A 25,320-nucleotide genomic window follows, 5' to 3' on the forward strand; every position below is an offset into this window, starting at 1 on the left:
TAGAATCGACAATTAGCGACTACATTATACCATTAATCACGCTTCATCGCAAATTTATTTTACCTGAATTGCTTTGTGCGGACACATTTCCTGACAGCAGAAGCACCGGATACATTTGTGGTAATTATATACCGGCGGCTGTTTTCTGCCATTTTTAAACTGCAACGCTTTTCCTTCCACCGGACAGGCTTCCACACAGACGCCGCATTTCTTACATTTGTCCGTCACAATATACGGTTTCTTCTGAAAATACCGCAGGAACCCATTGTTGAACCGGTTCCACAGATTGCTCCTCTGTTTTTTGCGGTCCACGTTAAAATCCGGGTTGCCGAAGCGTTCCACCGCCTCCTGCATCGTGATCTCGCCGTCTTCTGACAGTAACCGGATATTTTCCTCCCGCCAGGTCCCGAGTCCCATCGTCTCTCCGTGCACATTGGTCGGAACCATCTGCGGATCGAGATGTACCAGGTGGCAGTATACACTGTCGATCGCCACCGGATCATTGCCGAGGAGCAGTACATTCATCTTCACCGGATCCCCTGAGGTCGGTCCGTTCCCATCCATCGCCACGATCCCGTCCATCACACAGAACCGCGGGGCGATCAGCTGATTCAGGTCGATCAGCTGTCTTGCAAAGATATCTGCATTTGTATATTGGGTATGTCCTTTGGCTTTGTGAAGCCCGCTGATGCAGCCATAGAGGTTTTTCACCCCGCCGGTCACCCGCTCCAGTGCATGTGTCTTCATCTTACAGAGATTGATCAGCGCATCCGTCTCCTGCACCGGTTTTGCCAGGAAGAATTCTTTTGCCGTGTGTCCCTGCGGATAAGATACCGTACTTCCCTCATTAAAATCAACGATCGTGACACCATAATCTTCCAGCATCTGATCCATGCCGGTGCCTTCCATGACTTTCTTCGCTGACCCCACACCGCAGGAATCACCGCAGCTCAGATGCACATAGCCTTCTTCTTTCAACAGTCTTACGATACCTTTGACCACTGCCGGATGGGTAATGACTGCCCGCTCCACTTCCGTTTTTCGTACCAGATTTGGTTTCAGCAGAATCTTTTCTTCTTTTTTCAGGAAAGTTTCCCATCCCCCTAGTAAAGCTATTCCCTTTTTCAGTGTGCTGTAAACCAGTTCTTCCTCATAACTTTCGCAGGAAAGAATCACAACTTCACTTTTCATTCTTTTTGTTCTCCTGTATATATATTCTATCTGCTTTTTAAGCACTGTTCCTGTCTCCGGCTGTCCCGTTTTCACATGTTGTTTCCGCCATCATGTTTACCATATACTTTCTCATCAGATCATTCCCATACTGCGAAGCAGGTACAGCCAGAATGTCAGTGTGAATCCGCTGAAAAATGTCGTCAACATCACAATGCTCGACGCCAGTACCCCCTCATGTCCCATATTTCTTGCCATAACATAAGAACTCACCGTTGTCGCCGAACCAAGCATAACGAGGATCGCGATCAGTTCTTCCTGACGGAAGCCAAGCATCACAGCGATCGGTAAAAATACCGCACACCATACCACCAGTTTGAGCACGGTAGCTGTAACTGCCAGTTTGATCTTTCCAAATGCTTTTTTCACATCAAACGCAGCACCCATCGCCATCAGTCCCAGCGGTGTTGCCAGTTTTCCGAGATTATCCACCGTTTTGATCAGGATCGGCGGACACGGAAGTTTGAACCCTGACCAGATGACTCCTGCAAGGATACCAAGAATGATCGGATTTGTTGCGATTCCCTTCAGCGTTTTTTTGATCAGCGCTCCATCCAGCCGGTCTCTCTCCGGTTTTAAAAATGCCAGCACCGTAACCGCCATGATATTATAAATCGGCACAGAAGCAATGATCATCAGCGGTGCCATTCCGGAAGTTCCGTAGATGTTCTGGATAAATGCGATGCCAAGGATCGCCGCACTGCTGCGGTACGCTCCCTGCACGAATTCTCCCTGAATACTTTTATCCTTCCAGAGACAGGAGATCAGAATGGTGATCACGATACAGGCAATCGTTGTCAGTGCACAGTATGCCACAAACGTACCGTTCCACACATCCAGAAAGTTTGCCTGGGAAAGATCCGAAAACAGCAGCGCCGGCAGTGCCGCCTGGAAGACAAATTTATTCGCTTTATTGGTAAACTCTTCATCCATCAGTCCCACTTTTCGAAAGACGAATCCCAGAATCATCGTAAGAAAAATAGGCACTGTGGCATTCAGACTAAATATCAGATTTTCCATGTTACTCTCCTACACCAGACCGAAGCAACGCAGCACATACAGCCATGCTGTCATAGTAAAAGCACTTCCCAGCGTAGTAAGCATGACCACACTCGAGGTAAGCGTTCCTTCGTGTCCCATATTTTTTGCCATAATAAAGCAACTGACTGCGGAAGAAGAACCTGCCACTACAAGTGCTCCTACCATCTGTTCGTTTCGTAATCCGCTCAGGGCTGCAAGCGGCAGGGCAATCATGGCAATTCCTGCCAGTCGCAAAAACGTTGCACCAAGTGCCGGCCGGATCTGACCGATTGCTTTCTCTCCCTCAAAGGAGCCACCCATCGCCATGAGACCAAGCGGTGTGGCCAGACTGGTCAGATTGTGCACTGTCTTGCTGACGATCGGCACCTGCGGCACATGACAGACGGACAGAAGCATTCCCCCGGCGATACCGAGAATGATCGGATTTGTAAGGATCCCCTTCACCGTCTCCTTTGCCAGATTCCCTGCATCCTTCTTTTCCCCGTCCGGTTTCATAAAGAGCAGGATGATCACCGCCAGAATGTTGTTAAACGGCACATTTCCGATTAACATTAAGGATGCCATATCCGATTTTCCGTAAATATTGCTGATAAATGCGATGCCAAGAAGTGCCGAATTGCTCCGGAAAGCTGCCTGTGCGAACTCCCCGCGGATCTTCGCATCTTTGACGAGTCTCGAACACAATACACTGAGCAGCCCGCCGACGATCGTGATCGCCGCACAGAAGCCGACAAATTTTCCATCCCACAGCGTCTGAAAATCCGCCTCCCAGAGATCTTCCAGCAGTAATAGCGGCAGTGCTGCCCGGAAGACGAACCGGTTGATTTTCTTGATAAAACTTTCATCCAGCAGTCCGATCCTCCGGAAGGCATATCCCAGAAGCATCGTAAAAAAGATCGGCAGCGTGGCATTTAAACAAAAGACCAGATTTTTCATAGGTATGTAAAAGGAGCCATAGCACGATTGCTCATGCGACAGCTCCTTGTCTCCTTATTCAAAAATTTTGTTATAAATCGGGAAACAATCCAGTGTTGCGAAATAATCTCTCGGTGTCTCTGCACGACGGATCATCTCAAAACTTCCGTCCTCTTTCAGCAGGATCTCCGCAGATTTCAGTTTACCGTTGTAGTTGTAACCCATCGCATATCCATGTGCACCGGTATCGTGGATCACCAGGTAATCTCCCATATCGATCTTCGGAAGCATCCGGTCGATCGCAAATTTGTCATTATTTTCACAAAGAGATCCGGTGATATCATATTTGTGATCACACGGCTGATCTTCTTTTCCCATGACTGTGATATGATGATATGCTCCGTACATTGCCGGACGCATCAGGTTTACCGCGCAGGCATCACATCCGATATACTCTTTGTAAGTGTGTTTCTCATGGATTGCTTTTGTTACCAGACAGCCGTAAGGTCCTGTCATAAAACGTCCCATCTCGGTATACAGTGCCACATCACCCATTCCTGCCGGTACAAGCACTTCTTCGTATACCTTCCGTACTCCTTCACCGATTGCACGGATGTCGTTCGGTTCCTGATCCGGTTTGTAAGGGATTCCCACACCGCCGGACAGATTGATGAATTCAATATCTGCACCGGTCTCTTTTTCCAGTTTTACAGCAACCTCAAACAGTACTTTTGCCAGCATCGGGTAGTACTCGTTGGTTACGGTGTTGCTTGCCAGGAATGCATGGATACCGAATTTCTTTGCGCCTTTTGCTTTCAGAATCTTGAATGCCTCAAAAAGCTGCTCGGTAGTCATACCGTATTTTGCATCTCCCGGGTTGTCCATGATATCATTGCTGATCTTAAAGAGGCCGCCCGGATTGTAACGGCAGCTGATGGTTTCCGGAATATAGCCGATTGCTTTTTCCAGGAAATCGATATGGGTGATATCATCCAGGTTGATGATAGCTCCCAGCTTTGCCGCATACTGATATTCCTCTGCCGGCGTTGCATTGGAAGAAAACATAATGTCGGATCCTTTGCATCCCATTGCCTGAGAAAGCATCAGTTCGGTCAGAGAGGAACAGTCACATCCGCATCCATATTCTTTCATGATCTGAATCAGTGTCGGGTTCGGGCATGCTTTCACCGCAAAGTACTCTCTGTACCCTTTGTTCCATGCGAAAGCTTCTTTTACTGCTTTTGCATTGTCCCGGATTCCTTTTTCATCATACAGATGATAAGGGGTTGGAAATTTTGCGGTAATCTCATCCAGCTGTTCCTTTGTTACAAATGGTTTCTTGTTCATTTTTTCATAATCTCCTCTGTTGTGTTCTGTTACATTATTTTGCCTGAATAACCTGCATGATATTGGTCACTGCGCCTTCCCCGTTTACCATATTGGTAGCCGGGTCTCCTGCGGTAAATACCACAATGTCACCTTTCTTCACCAGATTTTCTCTTCTCACAATATACATGGCATGTGAAATGATATTCTCTGTGGAATCTTCTTCATAACCTGCTACGGAAGTGACTCCCCAGTAGATCTGCATCTTTCTTCTGGCCCACTCATTCGGACTTACGGCGTAGATCGGTACTTTCGGTCTGAAGTTAGAGATCAGACGGGCGGTTTGTCCGGAAATGGTCGGTGTTACGATACAGTCTGCACCCAGATTTTCTGTGGTCTGTACAGCAGCTACGCCGACAGCACTTGATACGTTTTTATTGCCGCGCAGTGCACGGTAATCAAGGAAACGTTTGTGTGTCATATACGGTTCGGTGCATTCCGCGATCTTCACCATCATCTGTACCGCCTGCTCCGGATATTTACCCATCGCAGTTTCACCGGATAACATGATTGCATCGGTACCATCGTAGATTGCATTTGCAACATCTGTCACTTCCGCTCTGGTCGGGCGTGGTGCGCGCATCATGGAGTCGAGCATCTGTGTGGCTGTGATAACCGGTTTGTAAGATTCGTTACATTTACGGATGATCATTTTCTGGATATGTGGAACTTCGTGTGCCGGAATCTCCACACCCAGATCGCCTCTGGCTACCATCACGCCATCGGCTGCTTTGATGATCTTATCAATATTATGTACACCTTCCGCATTTTCAATCTTGGCAATCACATCGATCCGCTCTCCGCCGTTTGCGCGAAGCAGTTCTTTGATCTCTTTGATCGCCTCTGCATTTCTTACGAAAGAAGCGGCGATAAAGTCGATGCCCTGCTCGATACCAAACAGAATATCGTTCTTATCCTGTTCGGTGATTGCCGGGAGTTTTACTTCTACATTCGGAACATTGATTCCTTTTTTCTGACCCAGTTCTCCACCATTGACAACCCGACAGACTACATCGGTATCGGTTACCTCCTCAACAGTCAGCTGAATCAGACCGTCATCGATCAGGACCGTATCTCCCGCTTTTACATCTTTCGGAAGATCTTTATATGTCTGGCTGCAGCGGGTGTTATTTCCTTCGATCTGCTCGGTTGTCAGTGTAAACTGGCTTCCCTCTTCCAGATATACTTTCTGTCCGCCCTCCAGGATACCGGTACGGATCTCCGGTCCTTTTGTGTCCAGCAAAATAGCGATAGGCAGCTTCAGTTCTTTTCGTACTTTCTTTAACAGATCCATTCTGGTTTTCTGTTCTTCATGATCTCCGTGAGAAAAATTAAATCTGGCGATGTCCATACCGGCTTTTGCCAGTTTTCGCATCATCTCTTCGTCATCTGTGTTCGGTCCCATGGTGCAGATAATTTTCGTTCTCTTCATAAAGTTTGCCTCCCTATCTTATGTGCGTATGCGTAAACAGATGATCCTGACAGTATTCATAATTGCCATTGCACTTGGAACAGAAACGGAATTCCAGATGTTCTCCGTCCTTCTCCGTTCTTCCGCAGATCGCACATTTATGTTTGGTGATTCCATTGTTGTTTACCTGGCTTCGATGAACGGCTCTCTGAAATTCTTTCCTTCTGTGAATCTCTTTCGGATTGTACCGGCTCATATTTCGTGTCATGAAAAAGAATATAATAAAGTTCATCAAAGAACAGATAATCGCAACTCTTACCGCCCATCCGGACTGAATCATCTCTGCCAGAATCATCAGCGCATAGGCAACGCCAAGCCATTTGATTTTTAATGGGATAATCATCATAAACAGCACCTGGTTATTCGGATAAGTAGCCGCATAAGCCAGGAAAATAGACATGCTGATGTAATACGTGCTGAACAGTCCGCCAAATAAAACGTTTCCGTCCAGTACAAAATACAGGATAAACGCCCCGATGATCGTCATCAGGATTCCCGAAAAAATGTATACATTGTATCGGAACGCACCCCAGGTTCGCTCAAGAGAAGTTCCGATCGAATAGTAAAACATCAGAGTGATCAGTGTAAAGAAAATGTTCTGTGTAGACGGCGGAATCAGCAGCCAGCTGACGATCCGCCATACCTGTCCGCGCAGGATCATGGCAGGTTCCAGCGTCATATAATTAAGCACCTGCGGAGTTACCATATACAGCAGATATCCAGCCGCATAAGTCAGCACGATATACATGGACAGATTGGTCAGTGCATATCGTCCAAATTTCCGCTCCATCTTGTTCAAAAAATTCATAGTTTTCTCCTTTTAAAATCAGAATTAAAATAAGTCTTTTTTACGGAAAACAATGGCTACCAGAATACTGAACACCAGAGACAGCAGGATCACATAGAGAAATCCCATCGAATTATCCGCAAACGGCATTCCGATCGATTTTAAGTTCATACCGTACGCGCTGAAGATCATCGTCGGAATCGACATGACAATCGTCACCGTCGCCAGGAACTTCATAACGATATTCAGGTTGTTAGAAATGATCGAAGCAAACGCCTCTGTCGTTCCACTCAAGATACCGCTGTAAATATTGGTCATCTCAATGGCCTGTTTGTTCTCGATGATAACATCCTCAAGGAGTTCCGTATCTTCCGGATACTGCTTGATATTTTCCACTTTTAACAGTTTTTCCAGAACCACTTCGTTTGACCGCAGGGAGGTGGTAAAGTATACCAGAGATTTCTGCAGCTCCAGCAGCTCGATCAGCTCCTGATTTCTCTGTGATTTGTGCAGTTTCTGTTCTACTTCGTCACTCTTCTTATCGATGATTCGCAGATAATGCAGATACAGCGATGCGTTGCGGTACAGGATCTGCAGGATAAAACGGGTTCTCTTATAGGTAAAAAAATTCCGTACCCTTCCGTCCATGAAAGAACTCAATACCGGGGTATCTTCCAGACATACGGTAAAAATCTTATCGTCCGTCACCACGATACCCATAGGGATCGTTCCATACCATTCTTTGTCATTTCGTTCCTCGATCATAGGAATATCTACCAGGATCAGTGTATAGTGATCCTCCACTTCGATACGCGAACGTTCCTCCTCATCCAGAGGTGCTCGCAGATGATCCACATCAATATTATATTTCTCTGCGATTTCCACAATCTCGGTGGCAGTCGGATTGATCAGCGCGATCCAGCTTCCCTCCTGTGCTTCATTGATCTGATGCACATTATTATCTATGGTTCTGAAAATCTTAACCATGTTATAAATCTCCCTTCTGCGTGTTTGCCACTGCTAAGACACAGAAAGTGCTTCCTGTCCCAGGGGCGGCTTATTCAGATATTTTATATATTTATCCGCTCGAGGATCAGACCCGGCTTCCATTTATAACACACTTCCTTTCCCAATTTCAAACTTCTATCGCACCCGTTTTCTCTTTTTACAAATTTCTTTTTCGGGTGCACACTTTGACTTGATAAAACGCCAAAATTTAAGTTCATTATAAAGCCGTCAACTACCGTTTGTCAATTTCTTTACAAATTTTCTTCCCTGATATATAATAGCCAAAGATCAGTATTTTTCTAATATTCTATTGATAATTTTTTAACCATTATAATAAGGAGATTTTATGGCTGGATCATCTTTTGGAACCATCTTTCGTATCACCACCTGGGGCGAATCCCACGGTGCCGGACTGGGCGTTGTCGTAGACGGCTGCCCGGCTGGTCTTCCCTTATGTGAGGAAGACATTCAGATCTTTTTAAACCGCAGAAAACCGGGGCAGAGCAAGTTTGCCACCCCAAGAAAAGAGGACGATAAAGTGGAAATCCTCTCCGGTATCTTTGAGGGAAAAACCACAGGTACACCGATTTCCATGCTGGTAAGAAATACTTCCCAGCGCTCCCGTGATTATTCGGAAATCGCTTCTTACTACCGTCCGGGACATGCCGACTACACATTTGATGAAAAATACGGTTTCCGTGACTACCGCGGCGGCGGCCGTTCCTCCGGTCGCGAGACGATCGGCCGTGTAGCAGCCGGAGCAATCGCCTCCAAACTGCTCGCCACTCTTGGTATCACCATGACCACCTATACCCGTTCCATCGGTCCGGTCACCATTCAGACCTTCGATCAGGAACAGATTGAAAAGAACAACTTGTATATGCCGGATGAAAATGCAGCTGCGGAAGCATCCGAATACCTGCTTTACTGCATGAAAGAGCAGAATTCCTCCGGCGGTACCGTAGAGTGTATCGTAAACGGACTTCCAACCGGTCTCGGCGATCCGGTCTTCGAAAAACTGGATGCCAACCTCGGAAAAGCAATCCTCTCCATCGGTGCCGTAAAAGCGATCGAGATCGGTGATGGTATGGCAGTAGCATCTGCTACCGGCCGTTCCAACAACGATCCGTTCCTTCCTGGAGAAAACGGAACCATCAAAAAAGCCAGCAACCACGCCGGCGGAGTCCTTGGCGGAATCAGTGACGGCAGCCCCCTGATCCTTCGGGCAGCCATCAAACCAACCCCGTCCATCGCCTCCTTCCAGGACACCGTAAACAAACAAGGGGAACCCATCTCCGTCTCCATTAAAGGCCGCCACGACCCCATCATCGTCCCCCGCGCCGTAGTAGTCGTAGAGTCCATGACTTCCCTCGTCCTCGCCGACGCACTCCTGCTGAACATGACTGCAACGATGGACAACGTAAAAAAAATCTATACCGACAAATAAACGCATCACCTAAAAAGCCGCGGTGACATAAAAAAACACATCCTAATGTCACCACGGCTTTTATTGTTGAACTTTCCAATGGGGACGGTTCTTGGTGGTTGTCGGAACCGTCCCCACTGGCATCCACAAAACTTTCCCTACACAACCACTCTCCCTCCCGAGTTGAAAAACCAGCAAAGGAACTCCGGAGCCTATTGCGTCCCCCTTTTTCAACCTCACTCTACTTCAATATTCGTCATCAAAATACAATTCGGCGTCTCCACCTTCATCGGTTTCCCTTTCATCACGATCAGTTTCTTCTCATAATCAATCGCAAACGTCGTAATACTGTTCGACTCATGATTGACAACTGCCAGATGCTTTCCATCCGGGAACAATGCGATATCCTTCGGGTACTCTCCACTGATCGGCAGTGCAAACTCTTTCGTCAGCGTACCATCGTCCGGATTAATCGCGAACATCGCTACCGAATCATCTCCCGCCGTAGAAGTAAACAGATACTTTCCATCCGGAGACATCGTCATGGCTGCTCCGCAGTCATGCATCGGATCCAGCTGATCAGACAGCGGCTCTACTAACTGAATCAGTTCAAACTCCGGTCCCTTATCGGTATCTTTATAAGTAAATACACCCACTTTATTGATCAGCTCGAACAGGATATACGCATATTTCCCATCCTTGCTGAACAGGATCTCTCTCGGTCCGGACTCTCTCTTGCATCGAAGAATATCCACCAGTTCCATCCGGTTTCTCGCCGTATTGATCCGGTAAACCTTCACCTGATCGATACCATTATCTACTGCACATACATATTTGCCTTCCGGCGTTGTCTTCACACAGCTTACATGCGGACGGAAGTTACGTTCTGCCACACTTCCAACACCTTTGTGGAATACACCGTCAAACACCTGACCCAGACGGCCATCCTGGTGGGTATGTACTGCTGTGATCTTGCCATCATGATAACCTGCAACAAACAGATATTTTCCGCTATCATCCACGCACAGGTAACAACCTCTCATTCCATCAATACCCACTTTGTTGATCAGCTCCAGATCTCCATCCGGTTTGATCTCAAACACTGCCACGCCTTCATCTGCGATCGAATACAGATACTTGCCGTTTTTCGATTTTACCACATAAGACGAATTGTTTACCGGCACTACTTTTCGTTCACTCAGGGTACCTTCTTCCACATTCACGTCATACAAATGAATTCCAATACTGCTTCCATGTGTATAAGTTCCAACATATGCAATGTATTTTTCTTTTTCCATGATGTTTTTTCCTTTCTTTGCAAAATTTGCGTATTTTTTAATATCTATTGATTATTTTATCATATTTCTGACTATTTCACAATTCTTTCTTAAAAAACTTGCGAATTGTCTTTCTTCTATGCTACACTCACTATGATAATTTTGAATACGAACATAAATTTTCAGGAGAATTTATCATATGAAACGAATCTTAACTTATCCAATAACGGAATCCGACAGCGACCAGCGAATCTATGATTTCCTGTACCACCACGGATATTCCCGACACATCCGCACCTGGTTAAAACAGCATCCCGGTTCCGTCCGTCTGAACGGCGAGGAAGCACTCTTTTATTTTCCACTAAAAAACGGCGATCTGCTGGAAATCTCACTGGAAGAGGAACACCCCTCGGAAAATATCGTTCCGGTAGATCTACCGATTCATATTATCTACGAAGACGAAGATCTGATGGTCATTGATAAAACGGCGGATATGCCGGTACACCCTTCCATCGGCAATTATGAAAACACCCTGGCAAATGCAGCTGCCTGGTACTTTCACCAGCAGGATATCCCTTTTGTATTCCGCTGCATCAACCGGCTGGACCGCGACACCACCGGGCTTCTGATCCTCGCCAAACATATGCTAAGCGGTGCCATTCTTTCCGACCAGATGAAAAAAAGAGCGATCCACCGCACCTATCTTGCTATCACAGAGGGAAAGACAGATCCCGCTGGCACGATCGACAGTCCGATCGGACGTACAGATCAGTCTCTGATTCTGCGGCAGGTGGATCACGAAAATGGCGATTCTGCCTGCACCCACTATCTGCAAAAATGCTGGCATCCGAAGACTTTCTATCCGGAAACTTTACCTGTTCCACAGGATGGACTTTCTCTGGTACAGTTGCAGCTTGAGACCGGACGCACCCATCAGATCCGTGTGCATATGACTTCCATCGGCCACCCGCTGATCGGAGATACGCTGTATAATCCGGAAACAGCTCTAATGAACCGCCAGGCACTGCACTCTTACCGGCTGGCATTTACGCATCCTGTCACTGGAGTTTCGCTGGAGTTTACGTCTCCACTGCCAGAAGATATGGTAGAATTTTTTCCGGACTGTAATACTTGATACCGTTGTTGCAAAAACTGATTTTGATTATCGCGGCAGTCGCCAGGGTTTCGTGCAACAAGCATGGACTTTGGCTCGTTGCTCGTGCAAAAAAAGATCTGAGAAACGTTTTGGTTCTTTCTGAACTTTGAGTATATCAAGCAAAAAGCAGGTATGAAAAATATCTGCTTTTTCTATAAATATCTATTTCTTATCTTTGGGTATTTATGATATAATATATGTACTTATATTCCAACACAAGATTATTCTTTTCTGCTTGATGAAAACCATTATGTTTATGATCATGTTGAAGATGAAGATAGCTTACATACTTACATTAAATCTAAAGAACATGGCTGTAAATGTCCCCTGTGTGAAAAAATGAGCACAAAACTTCATGCCACTTACAGAAAAAAATTTCAGAATACCCCAATTCATTGCAAGCAGACTTTTTTACATGCAAATGTTTATAAATATGATTGTGAAAACCGGGATTGTGAATGCAAAGTCTTTATGGAAGATCTTCCGTTTGCCAAAGCTTCTTTCTCTCTTTCGGATCTATTATAAAACAAGCGGGTATCAATTTGATACCCGCTAATGTTTCATTTGGTTATACCCAAAATTCAGAAAGAACCAACGTTTTCCACATTTCTCAGATCTTTTTTATTTTTCATGTAATACCTGCTTTTCTACATCGCGCGAATCCGCGGCACTTCTGCCACATGCAGATACTTGCTGATGCATTTTACCAGCAGATCATGCTCGGATACGTGATCCAGACCGGTGATTGCGACTGTTCCGATCACACCCACTTCTTCCACACGGATCGGGAATCCGCCGCCACAGGCTGCATACTCTTTCTCATCCAGAAGTCTGTCTGCCAGGGTTTCTCCCCGCTCTCTCAGATCCATGTACATCCGCAGACTGCTCTTTTCGGTGAGGCGCACGGTATTTTCTTTTCTGGTCAGCCACTGTTCATGGTACAGATTTGTGCCGTCCATACCATACTGGAATACGGTATAGCCGTTGTTTAAGCGGATCCGTATCAGCACTGCCGCACCTCTTTTTGCTGCCTCTGCCACGATCAGATTCCCCAGTTCCCATGCATCTGCATTCGTAAAACTGGAAAACTGAAGGATTTCTTCCTGCATCTGTAATACACTGCTTAATTCTTCAATCGTCATACCACTACCTCCGGCTTCCTTTTATTTTGCCAGTGCCAGCAGAATCTGGTTACTTCTGGCGATAAACTGTGTCATTTCTTCCGGACTCAGCTGTTTGTGAGCCATCATAGCCAGATCGTACAGCTGCTGGCAGATCAGCGGAACATTGGTCTCGTCGTCTTTGTGTTCAGCCACATATTTTACCAGCGGATGATTTGCATTCAGAACCAGTGTGGCTCCGTTTGCTCCACCAAACATATTGGCATCCATGCCGTACATTTTCATCATATCCTGCATCCGGCGGCTTTCCTCGGACAGGGTCATCATAGAAGAAATATTTTCATTTTTCAGTTTTTCTACTTTCACATCCAACTGCTCATTGTTCAGCGCTTTCTTGAAGGTTGCAGTCAGCTCTTCAGTCATTTCTTTCAGATCTTCACCGTCTTCTTTAAAGTCTTCGGTCAGATCCGCATCGATACGCTGGAATTTTACATCGTTATGTTTCTGTTCCACATGGGTAATAAAAGCAGTATCAATATTATGTTTCAGGATTACTGCATCCATACCCTGTTCCTTGAACATGTTGATGTACTGGCTCTGCTGTACTTCGTCAGATACATAATAAACGGTTGTCTTCTCCGGCTCTTTCTCTTCCGCCTGCTCGCCGTCTTTTTTCTCTTCTTCCGGTTTCTCGGCTTCTGCTTCCGGTTTTTTATTTTCTTCGATGCAGTCTTTCAGTGTCAGATATTTGCCGTCCAGATTCTTGAACAGGATATAATCATCCATCTTGTCAGAGAATTTTGCGTCTTTGATGCATCCGAATTTGATGAACGGGCTGATATCATCCCAGTATTTCTCATAATCTTCTCTGGCTGTCTTGCACATACCGGTCAGTTTGTCAGCGACTTTCTTGCTGATATAATCAGAGATTTTCTTGACAAATCCGTCGTTCTGCAGAGCACTTCTGGATACGTTCAGCGGCAGATCCGGGCAGTCGATCACACCTTTTAACAGCATCAGGAATTCCGGAATCACTTCTTTGATATTATCGGCGATAAATACCTGGTTGTTATACAGTTTGATGGTTCCTTCGATGGACTCATACTCGGTGTTGATCTTCGGGAAATACAGGATACCTTTTAAGTTAAACGGATAATCCATGTTCAGATGGATCCAGAACAGAGGCTCCTTATAATCCATAAATACTTTCCGGTAGAATGCTTTGTAATCTTCATCGCTGCACTCATTCGGATGTTTCATCCACAGCGGATGAATATCACTGATGGATACCGGACGTTTGTTGATTTTTACTTTTTCTTTTGCCGGAGAAACTTCTACAACTTCTTTTTCTCCGTTTTCATTTTCTTTTTCCTCGGTCTTCGCATCCTCATGAATATGTTCTACGACAACATCATCGTCACGCAGATCGGCTTCATCGATCGTCTCATATTCCTGTTCAGCGTTCTCATTGGAGAGGAAAATCTCGGTCGGCATGAAGGAACAGTATTTTTCCAGAACTTCACGGACTCTGTACTCGTTGGCAAATTCCAGGCTGTCTTCGTTTAAGAACAGGGTGATCTCTGTACCAACGGTTGTCTTGTCGCCGTCCTGCATATCGTACTCAGAACCGCCATCACACTCCCAGTGTACCGGTACAGCACCTTCTTTATAAGATAACGTATCAATATGAACCTCATCTGCTACCATGAATGCGGAGTAGAATCCCAGACCGAAATGTCCGATGATCTGATCATCGTTGGTTTTGTCTTTGTACTGCTCCAGGAACTTGGTTGCTCCGGAGAAAGCGATCTGTGTGATATATTCTTCTACTTCATCCGCTGTCATACCAAGACCGTTATCGATAAACTTCAAGGCTTTCTTTTCCGGATTGACGATCACTTCGATTTTTCCTTTATAATCATCCGGAAAAGTATATTCTCCCATCATTTCCAGTTTCTTTAATTTTGTAATTGCATCACAGCCATTCGATACCAGCTCACGAACGAAAATATCGTGATCGGAATACAGCCATTTCTTTATAATCGGGAAAATATTGTCACTGTTAATTGAAAGATTTCCATGTTTTGCTCCCATGGTTATACACACTCCTTTTCTTACCGGAACTCAGCCACCTGCTTTCTTTAAATGGCTCTTTCGTTCCCTGCATTTTCTCTTTGAAAGACCTAAAACTCTTTCACTGACCTTAATACTAATACTGAATTTTCCAAATGTCAAGAAAAAAATTAGCACTCATTTCAAATGAGTGCTAATAGTTTTACATGTATGTATTTGAGTGTTGAATAACCAACGATTATGTCGTTTTTTGTCTGATTATCTCATATTCCAGCATCCTTGCTTCCTGCCGCGGTTTCTTTTTCCGCATCAGATCCAGCAGCAGATCTGCCGCTTCCCTTCCGCTGGTATGATAATGATAGTGCACCGTCGTAAGTCGCGGACACAGAAGATCCGCGATAGCGCCGTGTCCCATACCGGCAACTTTCATCTTCTCCGGCACTGCGATCTTCCGCTCCGAAAGACAGGATAATACACCTGCTGCGATCATATCTGTCGCGCAAAGAACACCATCCGGCCGCTTCTCTTCCGCAAGGATCTGTTCCATCGCCTGATATCCTGCCTGCACGGAGAATGTCGCTTCCCGATATGCGATCTCATCCATATGAAGTCCATACGTCTCCAGTGCCCGACAGACGCCCTGATAACGGCTCTTACCTGCTGCCTTATCCCGCCTGTCGACACCGATATATGCCGGATGCCTGCAGCCGCTCTTTAAAAGTTCCGTCATCATGGCACATGCCGCGCCCTCATCATCGTGATAAATACAGGGATATCTGTCACTTTTCTGTCCGAGGATCACCACCGGAACACCCATATGTGCCAGTGCCACCTCGTGGCGCTTCGTAAGGATCGAAGCTACAAAGATCAGTCCATCCACCTGGCTCTGTTCAAATGTTTCCAGGATTCCGATCTCTTTTTCCAGACTCAGATTCGAATTCATCAGCAATACGTGATAATTCTTCTGATCCATCCGCTCCGAAATACCGGATAAGATCTTCGGCACTGCCTCGGAATCGATCTGCGGAACCAGTACGCCGATCCGGTTACTCTTTTTCGTCCGCATCGTTCTGGCATACTCCGACGGCCGGTAATTGGTCTCCCGGATCACCTTCTCGATCCGCTGCCGTTTCTCCTGGCTGAGACTCCCGTCATTTAAGTAACGGGAGACCGCTGCGCTTGAGACGCCAGCCAGTTTTGCAATCTCACTGATTGTCATACGGATACCTATTTCTTCAGCAGCCAGTAGCAGCCAAATGCAGGAATCTGAACTCCTCTTGCTTCCATCTGTCTGCCGCTGATCAGATCCTCATACATGCCGTCCTCTTCGTTGATCCATGCAACTTTGTCATACTCGCTGAAGTTAAACAGAGCTACCAGTTTTTCTCCGTCTTTTTCTTTGATCAGACCAAGGATGGAATCATCCCAGGTATCCACGGTTCTGCAGTCCGCAGTGCTCTCGAATACCGGATGAGATTTTCTGATTTTCTCCAGCTTGTCCAGTCCTTCAAACATTTCTCCCGGAATCGTGCCTTTGGTGTGACGAAGTTCCGCTTTATCCCACCGGAAATCTCCTCTGTGCAGGTAACGGGAATCATCCCATTTTTTCGGATTTTCATGGTAAGTATAGTCATTTTCCTGACCGATCTCATCCCCGCTGTAGATAACCGGGATACCGGACTGCGTCAGCATATACACATGCAGTGTCAGATCGTAACGGATTGCTCTCTTTGTTGCCTCTTCGTCTCTCTCATAGGCAGCTTTCTCGATACCACACAGAGAAGCGGTTGTACCACACTGGCGGGCATCTCCGGAAGTCGGATCTGCATTGTACAGTTCTCCTCTTGCAAAAGAATTTTCATAATTGCCTGTGAAGAAATCACTCAGGTATTTCTTGTGAGCCACTTCATCGATACCGAACTGTCCAAGCCATCCATAGTCCAGTCCCCAGCCGATATCGTCATGGCAACGCAGATAATTCAGGAATACATAGTCCTTTGGCAGACGGTTGATGATATCCATCTGCTGGCGCAGCAGACGCGCATCTCTCGTCGCTACAGTATTCCAGGTTGTTGCCATGGTTGTTACGTTATACAGCATATGGCATTCCGGTTTTTCTACAGAACCAAAATAAGGAACGACTTTTTCCGGCTCCATGACAACTTCACCAAGAAGCAGTACACCCGGACACACGATCTCACAGATCATACGCATCATGCGGACGATATTATGTACCTGCGGAAGATTTCTGCAGTTGGTTCCCAGCTGTTTCCAGATATACGGAACGGCATCGATACGGATGACGTCGATACCTTTGTTAGTCAGGTTCAGCATGTTGTAGATCATTTCATTCATAACTACCGGATTCCAGTAGTTCAGATCCCACTGATATGGATAGAACGTCGTCATAACGAATTTCTTCATATCATCCAGCCAGGTGAAGTTACCCGGTGCAGTTGTCGGGAATACCTGCGGAACGGTCTGCTCAAACTGAGACGGTACATCGTAATTATCATAGAAATAGTACCGATCCATATATTCGCGTTCTCCGGCTCTGGCTCTTCTTGCCCACTCATGATCTTCGGATGTATGGTTCATGACGAAATCCATACACAGGCTGATGCCTTTTTTCCGGCACTCGTCTGCCAGGCTTTCCAGATCTTCCATGGTACCCAGTTCCGGCTGTACTTTTCGGAAATCGCTGACCGCATATCCGCCGTCGCTCTTTCCTTCTGGAGACTCCAGTAACGGCATCAGGTGCAGGTAGTTGACATTACATTCCTGTACATAATCCAGTTTTTCCTTCACACCTTTTAAGTTTCCTGCAAATGCATTGACATACATCATCATTCCCAGGATATCATTTTTCTTATACCATTCCGGATTCTGCTCTCTGACTCTGTCCTGCTTTTTCAGATCTGGTTTTCTATCCATGTAGATATTTTTCAGATTCTTACACAGATCTTCAAACATATCCATCCGGTTTTCATACAGTTCGCAGTACAGCCATTTCAGTTCATCGTAATGATGCGCCATACGTCTCTCGAATTCCTGTTCCAGCTCTTTTGTGCTCTCTGCTTTCTCTGTTTCTTTTTTTACCGGCTCCGCTTTCACTTCCGGCTTTTTCTCTTCCTTGACCGGTTCAACTTTCGCTTCCGTTTTTTTCTCCTCTTTAACCGGTTCTGCCTTCACTTCCGGCTTTTTCTCTTCCTTGACCGGTTCAACTTTCGCTTCCGTTTTTTTCTCCTCTTTGACCGGTTCTGCTTTCACTTCCGGCTTCTTCTCTTCCTTGGCCGGCTCTGCTTTCACTTCTTTTTTGGTTGTGTCCTGTGCAGCTGCTGTCTTTTCTGTTGAGTCTACTACTTCTGCCTTTTTATCTTCTGCATTTGCTGCAACTTTTTCTGTGATTTCTGTTGTTCTCTTCGCCGCTCTCTGGGCCGCTTTTTTCTTTCTGGCTTTCATAGACACTTCTCCTAATCATATAATATTTTGTGCAGAACTTTTGCCCACACTTATCACACTTTACATCGATTATAGCATAGATGCATTAAAAATCAATAAAAAATCTTTTTTATATACATATTTTAATCCACGAACTGCTCCCTAAAAAACTATGAATACTATGAATAAATTTTAAACTTTTTCTTAAAGTTCCAAATTCTTCTCTATTTCCTTTGCTTTGCAAATTCTTCTGTGCTATAATCACAATAGCTTTTTGGAAGGCTGCTACTATTATAAAATCCAACGCGTAATAAGAGGAGGCGTTTCTCACTATGAGCACAGGCACCCGTATCAAACGTGTCATTCCGGTAGCACTTTATACCGTCTTTTATCTGCTTTGTTTCTCTTATCTTGAGAACCGGCATGTACGGTATCATATTATTGATTCCAGCCTGGATGATAAGATTCCGTTCTGCGAATATTTTATTATTCCTTATTTTTTATGGTTTCTTTACATCACTGTGACCATTGGCTATTTTCTTCTTTTCAACGAAAATACAACCGAGTTCTGGAGCCTGATCCTGAATCTTGCCATCGGTATGACATTATTTTTAATTGTATCTTATGTATATCCAAACGGACTGAATATCCGGCCGACGGAATTTTCCAATGATTCCATCTTTACCCGTATGGTTCAGTTTTTATACCGGACAGATACACCAACCAATGTACTTCCAAGTATTCATGTGTATAATTCCGTGGCTGCTTTTTCGGCAATACATACCTGTAAAAAATTACAGAAACACAAAGGAATCCGTATCGGTGCATTTATCCTGACCACACTGATCATTCTGTCCACGATGTTCTTAAAACAACACTCGATCGCCGATGTGGCAACAGGTATTACCTGCGCGGTGGCAACACATGTGCTGTTTTACGCAAGAGTAACCGAAAAGCAGGGCGCAAAAGCAAAACAGCGTTCCCCGCTTCATCAGCATGATACACATATGTAGAATTTTAATCTTGAGTTTTATATCAAAAAGAATAACCGGTGAGTGGAAAAATTTCACTCGCCGGTTATTCTTTTTCTGATATCCTGTCTTCTCTTCACACCTCTCACAGCACCAGCATCCCCTGGCACTGCCTGATCTGTTTTCTAGAGCGTGTCTGAAAAATCATTTCCGCAATCTGCAAGCCCCACTTTGCGGTATATTTTACCCTCATTCGGTTGCCGTAGCCCGCTACGCCGCCCTCATTCGCATAAAATCTCCCACAAACTGAGACTCGCAGCTCACGAAAAGCCTTTTTCAGACACGCTCTAGTTAAATCCATAGATTTTCTGTACCACCTTATATCCGGTCACAGAAACCTGTCTTCCGCCTTTTCCCGGGAGGTTACACAGCCGTCCGAGCAGGCTCACGCGGATCTTACCGTAATCTGCACGGTCATTTACTTTCAAATACCGCCACAGTTCCTTTTTCTTTTCAAAACACTCATCCGTCTTCGCCTGGATCAGGAAAATACTGGATACCGTCATGATCATGATCAGCATATGTCTCATATAACCTCTCTGGCTGCGGTGCAGATTCTTCACCTGTCCCATATAATCGATCATTAGCTTGTTTACCCGGATCTGCTGATCCATACGGCCGATCATCACACTCTCGCTGACAGACTGATCCGCTCTTCCGATAAAGTAGCGGTACAAGTTTACATCCAGATAATACATGCTCTGTACACTCGCCAGCGGAATAAATGCCACCAGATTGTCCACATAGAATGTATGCTCCGGCAGTTTCAGCCCACATTCCCACAGCAGTTCCGTCCGGTAGATCATCGAATGCATCAGCAGATAATGGCTGGTACCCAGCGGTCTCACATCATCCCAGCCGAAGATCTTATTCTGCGGCAGTGCCGAGCGATACCGCATCACGGTCTTTCTCTTCGCTCCCACTTTTTCATATACATAATTACAGATCAGAAGATCCAGCGTCTTCGGTCCTCTGACACACTGTTTTAAGACTTCAATTGCTTTCCGGAAAGCTTCCTCATTCAGCCAGTCATCACTGTCAACAACCTTAAAATAAAGTCCGGTCGCATGCGCCAGACCTGTGTTGACGGCTCCGCCGTGTCCTTTATTTTCCTGATGAATGGCTTTTACGATCGTCGGATATTTTTCCTCGTATTCTTTTGCAATTTTCAACGTATCGTCTTTGGATCCGTCATCCACGATCAGGATCTCCACATCTTCTCCGCCTTTTAACAGGGAATCCACACAGTTTCTCATATATTCCTGCGAATTATAACATGGTACTGTAATACTCAGTGTCTTCACTTTTGTTCTCCTTTTCTTCGTCTGTATCTATTTTTTATTACTTTTTATCTGTATTTGTCCTGTCCGAGCCGCATCTGGATCTGTTCGGCATATGCCTGAAATGCCGCCGGAATCGGATATTCCTTTTCCACCTCACGGATTTCCGCAAAGATCATCTTCGGATCGGCACTTTCTTCGAGTGCCGCCACCCGGATCAGATATCCTTTCATATCCCATTCCACATGGGAAAAAATATGTTTCGCATCAACTAACGGTACGATCTGAAGCGGCGTAAGATCCTGTTCTTCCACCCACGAAAGGATCTCTTCCTCACTCAGATATCCTTCCAGATTCGGCAGTTCATATAAGCCTGCCAGCAGCCCTTTCGACGGACGTTTTCGGATTGCCACCCGTTCTCCGTCCCGCAGAACCAGTACGGTTTTTTCTTCTTTCCGCCGTTCTTTGCTCTTCTTTTTCACCGGAAGATCCAGCGCCGTTCCATGTGCCCTCGCCTGACAGTATTGTGCTACCGGACACTGCTCACACTTCGGTGCACCGTTCGGTACACATACCATCGCTCCAAGCTCCATCAGTGCCTGGTTAAAAGTACCGGATCTGCTGCCCGGCATAATTTCCAGAAACTCTTTCTCCACCTTCGTCTTCACGGACTGTTTTAAAATATCACTGTCATCTTCCATGATCCTTGCATACACCCGGAGGACATTTCCATCCACCGCCGGAACCGGAAGATCATACGCGATCGATGCCACCGCACCCGCCGTATAATTTCCAATACCCGGGAGATCTTTCAGTTTTTCATAATCCGCCGGCAGTCTGCCTCCGTACTCTTCCACGATACGGATGGCTGCCTTCTGGATATTCCGCACCCGGTTATAATACCCGAGTCCTTCCCACAGTTTCAATAACTGTTCCTCCGGACAGACCGCAACATCCTCTACCTGCGGCAATGCTTTTATAAACCTTTCAAAGAAAGGTCGGACCGCTTCCACCCTCGTCTGTTGCAGCATGATCTCAGAGATCCAGATATAATACGGATTCTTCGACGCTCTCCATGGAAGGATTCTGTGATTTTCTTCATACCATTCTATCAGTAGTTCTACAATATTCTCTAACATGTTACCTCTTCTCTGTTTTTTAGTCTACCGGAAGTTTTTCTTGCTTTTTCTCCTCTTTCTCTCTACAATAAACATTGTTATTTACTTTGTAAACAATAATCTTGTACAAATAAAGGAGATTTTTCATATGGACAGTATTATTTTTGATGTCGACGGAACGCTCTGGGACTCCACGGAAATCTGCGCGAAAGCCTGGACCGATGCGATCCACCGGGAAACCGATCTTTCTCTTACCATTGACGCCCCTACACTGAAAGGCCTTTTCGGTCGTCTGCTTCCCGATATCGCCAGTGTGCTCTTTGCCGATTACCCGAAAGAAGAACAGCTTCGTCTCATCGAACTGTGCTGCCAGGAAGAACATAAAGCTCTGCTGGCTCAGTGTGCACCGCTGTACCCTGCTTTGGAAGACACCCTGCGTCAGTTAAAGGAAAAATACCGCCTGTTCATCGTAAGTAACTGCCAGGCGGGTTATATCGAAGTCTTTTTAGAAACCAGTGGTCTTGGCTCTTACTTCGAAGGTCATCTTTGTCCGGGAGACACCGGCAATGCCAAAGCCGACAATATCCGCCAGATCATTCGGGATTACAATCTGAAAACTCCGGTTTATGTCGGAGATACCCTCGGCGATTTCAACGCCACCAAAGATGCAGGCATTCCGTTTGTTTTCGCATCCTATGGATTTGGTCAGGTTTCTTCTCCTGATTATACCATCCAATGCCCGGGAGATCTTCTTAATATTTTTTAAATTTTTCAAAAAATCTGTTAAATACTTCGGGGCTGTCCGCAGTTTTATGCAGGCAGCCCCTTTTCTTAAATATCTATTTACCCATGCAGCTTATACCCGTCATTATACACACACACGATCGGCGTCTCCTTATCGATCATCTCATAGATCTTCGCCGCCTTTTTCCCCGGCAGATTGATGCAGCCATGGGAACCGCTGTAAATATAGATGGTTCCTCCGAAACTCGATCTCCAGGAAGCATCGTGCAGCCCGATTCCACCGTTAAATGGCATCCAGTAATTTACATGAGACTGATAACTTGGCTGTCCGCTGGCATTGGGACGTCCCCGAAGGATTCTGTCTTTTTGCTTATATGTCAGGAAATAAACTCCCGGTGGAGTAAACCGGTCTTTTGTCATTCTTCCGGACACAAACGGGGTGTCCAGAACCACTTTTCCTTTTTTATAATAATACAGATGCTGTTCCGTCAGATTGACTTCTATGTAAGTATCCCCCAGACCATAGTTATCTGTATACAGCTCTTCCTGACTGTACTCTGGCTTTCTCGTCACCTGCTGTCGGTTTTTGATATTCTTTTTCAGCGCTTTGATCTCTGCTTTCTGATCGATCTTCCAGCCGTAATTCCCGCCGGATACCGTCACATCCAGCCCAGAAGTCGTATGAAACGGTCGTTCTTTTCCAAGCGTATCTACTTCCTCCGCCAGTTTCTTAACATATTTTTTGATCTTCGCATTCATCTTATCCTGATCAAGACTATAATTGCCATCTTCATCAAGATTCAGCCATTTTTTTACCGTATTTCCATTCAGAACTTTCTCTCCCTCGGGAAGCTCATATGTCACCTGTACATTTGCCAGTTCGTTTAACTGCTTTTTTTGCTTCGCAAGAAGTTCACTGTCTTTGGTAACTGCAGGTTTCACATATCCGTCTGCCTGTTCCACATCCAGTGTTTCTTCACCCTCTTTCAATGCCTGCTCCACTGCTTTTCCCAATGCATCCGTATCGATCGTCGTTCCCTGTTTTTCCTTTTTGACTACAAACTGATCTTCTTTATAAACGATTTTCGCATCCACCGGTGCTTCCTGTGATTCTTCGGACAGATGCGAAAGATTGTTCAGCTTCTTTTCCAGTTTGTCTTCATCATAGACGATCCCACTTTTCAGTTCATACTCTGACTGTTCAAACCAGTATTTCATCCATAAAAACGGATTCTGTTTTTTTAAAAAACTTTCAATTTCTCCATCATCCTGATAAGTATAATCAAAATCCTTTCCCGCTATGGTTTCACTTTCGTCTCCCCGGAATGTCAGTGTCAATTGATAGGTCTCTGTTTCTTTTCTGTATGCATCTTCAGCTTCTTTTGCTGTCATTTTTCCACAGTCCAACTCGTTGATCCTGGTTCCCGGCAGAAAATGATTCTGATATACCGAAACCTGATATCCGTATGTGCCCGCCAGACCAAGCAGCGCCACTCCTGCTGCTATCACAACCCCTTTTTTCTTTTTACTCCACTTTTTCATTTCTGTAATCCCTTCTTTTTTTCATGGCTCCCGTTACCGAACTCCATATAATGTTAACAATAAACATGGCAATCGCGATCATTCCTGCCATCAGTAATGTCTGTTGAAAATAATACGCCGCCTGCTCTCCCTCCGGATATAAAATATGATATACGATCCGGTACATTCCCGCACCCGGAACCAGTGTCATATTCGCTGGAATTAATATCATCGTCACCGGTGTCTTAAATACTCTTGCACACACATTTGCGCCTACAGATATCACCGCTGCTCCGAAAAATGCTCCCAGAAGCTCCGAATGTGTCATTGCTCCCACCAGCAGGTACACAAACCAGCCGATACCTCCATCGATTCCCGCCCATAAAAGGAACTTCTTCGGTACGCCGAGAATCCCGGCAAATCCGTACACAGCGGCAATACCGCCGATACTCTGTATGATCATGTCTGTCATCGTCTTCTCCCCCCTATCTTCCAAGAACTGCTGCCGTCACAAACAGTCCCATACCGATACCGATTGCAACCGCCAGTGCGATCACAAAAGCTTCAGCCGCCCTTGCAAGTCCGGAAAGATAGTCTCCATGCAGCGTATCAAAGACCGCATTGGTAATAGCCGCGCCCGGAACAAACGGCATGATACAGCTGATGATCAGAAGGTCTGTATCATATGTTCCCGGAAGTGCCGCCGTCAAAAAACCGATGGCAACCGCCACAGATAACGAACACACGATATTTTCCACAAACATATGCATATGCCCCTTTTTACAGGAAAACTGTACCACCGCTCCCACAATTCCTACAACGGCCGCCACAATCGCCTCCGCCCAGTTGCTGCCGAACATCACGGCAAATCCTCCGGTCAGAAAGGCAAACGCCGACAGCCGGATCTTCAGCCGTTCTTTCTCTTTCCACAGTGCCTTCATCTGTTTAAACGCTTCTTCCAGCGTAAGTTCATCATTACAAAACTCCCTGGATATCTGATTTACCCGGTCGATCTTCTCCAGATTCGTTCCATGACTCTGGATCCGTCGCACAACGGTCAGCGAATCCATCGAAGGATCATCCAGCGTGGCAACAAATCCGGTCATCATCACCAGTACCTGCACCGTCTTCAGATTTGATTTCTGCAGGATCCGGTAGACCGTATCTTCCACCCGGTATGTCTCCGCCCCGTTCTGCATCAGGATATCCCCGGCAAACACCGCTGTATCCAGTAACAACTTGTAGTCCATTTCCCTTTTGCTCACTTTCCCCTGTTTTCTGCCTTCTTTCTTTA

General features: G+C 45.7%; 21 protein-coding genes and 2 pseudogenes. 5 read left to right on the forward strand and 18 right to left on the reverse strand.

What is annotated here, in order from left to right:
- Positions 1-54: 54 nt before the first annotated feature.
- The 7 genes from ETP43_RS10300 to ETP43_RS10330 form a co-directional block, all read right to left on the reverse strand.
- Positions 55-1,191 carry a DUF362 domain-containing protein gene (locus ETP43_RS10300; protein WP_129257985.1) on the reverse strand — a complete coding sequence of 379 codons (1,137 nt, stop codon included), beginning with the start codon at positions 1,189-1,191 and terminating at the stop codon, positions 55-57.
- 114 nt (positions 1,192-1,305) lie between these two features.
- Complete coding sequence (locus ETP43_RS10305) at positions 1,306-2,250, reverse strand: AEC family transporter (protein WP_129257986.1); 945 nt, start codon at positions 2,248-2,250, stop codon at positions 1,306-1,308.
- 9 nt (positions 2,251-2,259) lie between these two features.
- On the reverse strand, positions 2,260-3,207 hold the full coding sequence (locus tag ETP43_RS10310) for an AEC family transporter (protein WP_129257987.1): 948 nt from the start codon (positions 3,205-3,207) through the stop codon (positions 2,260-2,262).
- Positions 3,208-3,261: 54 nt separating this feature from the next.
- Positions 3,262-4,533: a diaminopimelate decarboxylase gene (locus ETP43_RS10315; RefSeq protein ID WP_129257988.1), complete on the reverse strand. Its 1,272-nt coding sequence runs from the start codon at positions 4,531-4,533 to the stop codon at positions 3,262-3,264.
- A 34-nt stretch (positions 4,534-4,567) separates the two neighbouring features.
- Complete coding sequence (gene pyk / locus ETP43_RS10320) at positions 4,568-6,004, reverse strand: pyruvate kinase (protein ID WP_129257989.1); 1,437 nt, start codon at positions 6,002-6,004, stop codon at positions 4,568-4,570.
- Between the two features lie 13 nt (positions 6,005-6,017).
- Entirely contained in the window at positions 6,018-6,851 is an 834-nt protein-coding gene (locus ETP43_RS10325; protein WP_129257990.1) for a hypothetical protein, read from the reverse strand.
- A gap of 24 nt (positions 6,852-6,875) precedes the next feature.
- On the reverse strand, positions 6,876-7,817 hold the full coding sequence (locus tag ETP43_RS10330; RefSeq protein ID WP_129257991.1) for a magnesium transporter CorA family protein: 942 nt from the start codon (positions 7,815-7,817) through the stop codon (positions 6,876-6,878).
- Positions 7,818-8,184: 367 nt separating this feature from the next.
- Between ETP43_RS10330 and aroC the strand changes: the two genes are divergently transcribed.
- Positions 8,185-9,285, forward strand: a complete 1,101-nt coding sequence (gene aroC, locus ETP43_RS10335) for a chorismate synthase (RefSeq protein WP_129257992.1) — start codon at positions 8,185-8,187, stop codon at positions 9,283-9,285.
- 215 nt (positions 9,286-9,500) lie between these two features.
- On the opposite strand, the gene ETP43_RS10340 is transcribed toward aroC, so the two are convergent.
- Positions 9,501-10,562 carry a lactonase family protein gene (locus tag ETP43_RS10340; protein ID WP_022399588.1) on the reverse strand — a complete coding sequence of 354 codons (1,062 nt, stop codon included), beginning with the start codon at positions 10,560-10,562 and terminating at the stop codon, positions 9,501-9,503.
- A gap of 178 nt (positions 10,563-10,740) precedes the next feature.
- Between ETP43_RS10340 and ETP43_RS10345 the strand changes: the two genes are divergently transcribed.
- A complete protein-coding gene (locus ETP43_RS10345) occupies positions 10,741-11,676 on the forward strand; it encodes an RluA family pseudouridine synthase (protein WP_129257993.1) in 936 nt (311 codons plus the stop codon).
- A gap of 668 nt (positions 11,677-12,344) precedes the next feature.
- Here the strand turns inward: ETP43_RS10345 and ETP43_RS10355 are convergent.
- The 4 genes from ETP43_RS10355 to ETP43_RS10370 form a co-directional block, all read right to left on the reverse strand.
- On the reverse strand, positions 12,345-12,839 hold the full coding sequence (locus ETP43_RS10355; RefSeq protein WP_129257994.1) for a heme-degrading domain-containing protein: 495 nt from the start codon (positions 12,837-12,839) through the stop codon (positions 12,345-12,347).
- Between the two features lie 21 nt (positions 12,840-12,860).
- On the reverse strand, positions 12,861-14,912 hold the full coding sequence (gene htpG / locus ETP43_RS10360) for a molecular chaperone HtpG (RefSeq protein WP_129257995.1): 2,052 nt from the start codon (positions 14,910-14,912) through the stop codon (positions 12,861-12,863).
- Between the two features lie 217 nt (positions 14,913-15,129).
- A complete protein-coding gene (locus ETP43_RS10365; RefSeq protein WP_129257996.1) occupies positions 15,130-16,110 on the reverse strand; it encodes a LacI family DNA-binding transcriptional regulator in 981 nt (326 codons plus the stop codon).
- 8 nt (positions 16,111-16,118) lie between these two features.
- Entirely contained in the window at positions 16,119-17,927 is a 1,809-nt protein-coding gene (locus tag ETP43_RS10370) for an alpha-amylase family protein (RefSeq protein ID WP_243114341.1), read from the reverse strand.
- A gap of 737 nt (positions 17,928-18,664) precedes the next feature.
- Between ETP43_RS10370 and ETP43_RS10375 the strand changes: the two genes are divergently transcribed.
- Both ETP43_RS10375 and ETP43_RS18485 read left to right on the forward strand, forming a co-directional pair.
- Complete coding sequence (locus ETP43_RS10375; protein ID WP_022399594.1) at positions 18,665-19,345, forward strand: phosphatase PAP2 family protein; 681 nt, start codon at positions 18,665-18,667, stop codon at positions 19,343-19,345.
- A gap of 154 nt (positions 19,346-19,499) precedes the next feature.
- A pseudogene (locus ETP43_RS18485) lies at positions 19,500-19,559 on the forward strand (DUF6783 domain-containing protein); the annotation flags it as partial.
- On the opposite strand, the pseudogene ETP43_RS18490 reads toward ETP43_RS18485, so the two are convergent.
- The 3 genes and pseudogenes from ETP43_RS18490 to mutY form a co-directional block, all read right to left on the reverse strand.
- Positions 19,533-19,664: pseudogene (locus ETP43_RS18490) on the reverse strand (DUF6783 domain-containing protein); the annotation flags it as partial. The pseudogenes ETP43_RS18485 and ETP43_RS18490 overlap by 27 nt on opposite strands.
- Positions 19,651-20,667, reverse strand: a complete 1,017-nt coding sequence (locus ETP43_RS10380; RefSeq protein WP_022399595.1) for a glycosyltransferase family 2 protein — start codon at positions 20,665-20,667, stop codon at positions 19,651-19,653. The gene ETP43_RS10380 and the pseudogene ETP43_RS18490, both read right to left, overlap by 14 nt.
- Positions 20,668-20,711: 44 nt before the next feature.
- A complete protein-coding gene (mutY, locus tag ETP43_RS10385; RefSeq protein ID WP_129257998.1) occupies positions 20,712-21,782 on the reverse strand; it encodes an A/G-specific adenine glycosylase in 1,071 nt (356 codons plus the stop codon).
- 127 nt (positions 21,783-21,909) lie between these two features.
- Here mutY and ETP43_RS10390 point away from each other — a divergent pair, with 127 nt between their 5' ends.
- On the forward strand, positions 21,910-22,527 hold the full coding sequence (locus ETP43_RS10390; RefSeq protein WP_129257999.1) for an HAD family hydrolase: 618 nt from the start codon (positions 21,910-21,912) through the stop codon (positions 22,525-22,527).
- A gap of 77 nt (positions 22,528-22,604) precedes the next feature.
- On the opposite strand, the gene ETP43_RS10395 is transcribed toward ETP43_RS10390, so the two are convergent.
- The 3 genes from ETP43_RS10395 to ETP43_RS10405 are packed head-to-tail and all read right to left on the reverse strand — an operon-like array spanning position 22,605 to position 25,276.
- Complete coding sequence (locus ETP43_RS10395; RefSeq protein ID WP_129258000.1) at positions 22,605-24,047, reverse strand: L,D-transpeptidase family protein; 1,443 nt, start codon at positions 24,045-24,047, stop codon at positions 22,605-22,607.
- On the reverse strand, positions 24,031-24,498 hold the full coding sequence (locus ETP43_RS10400; protein WP_129258001.1) for a threonine/serine exporter family protein: 468 nt from the start codon (positions 24,496-24,498) through the stop codon (positions 24,031-24,033). Before ETP43_RS10400 ends, ETP43_RS10395 begins: the two co-directional genes overlap by 17 nt.
- Positions 24,499-24,511: 13 nt before the next feature.
- A complete protein-coding gene (locus tag ETP43_RS10405) occupies positions 24,512-25,276 on the reverse strand; it encodes a threonine/serine exporter family protein (RefSeq protein WP_022399600.1) in 765 nt (254 codons plus the stop codon).
- Positions 25,277-25,320: the final 44 nt, after the last annotated feature.

The organism is Blautia faecicola (assembly GCF_004123145.1).
GTDB lineage: Bacteria > Bacillota > Clostridia > Lachnospirales > Lachnospiraceae > Oliverpabstia > Oliverpabstia faecicola.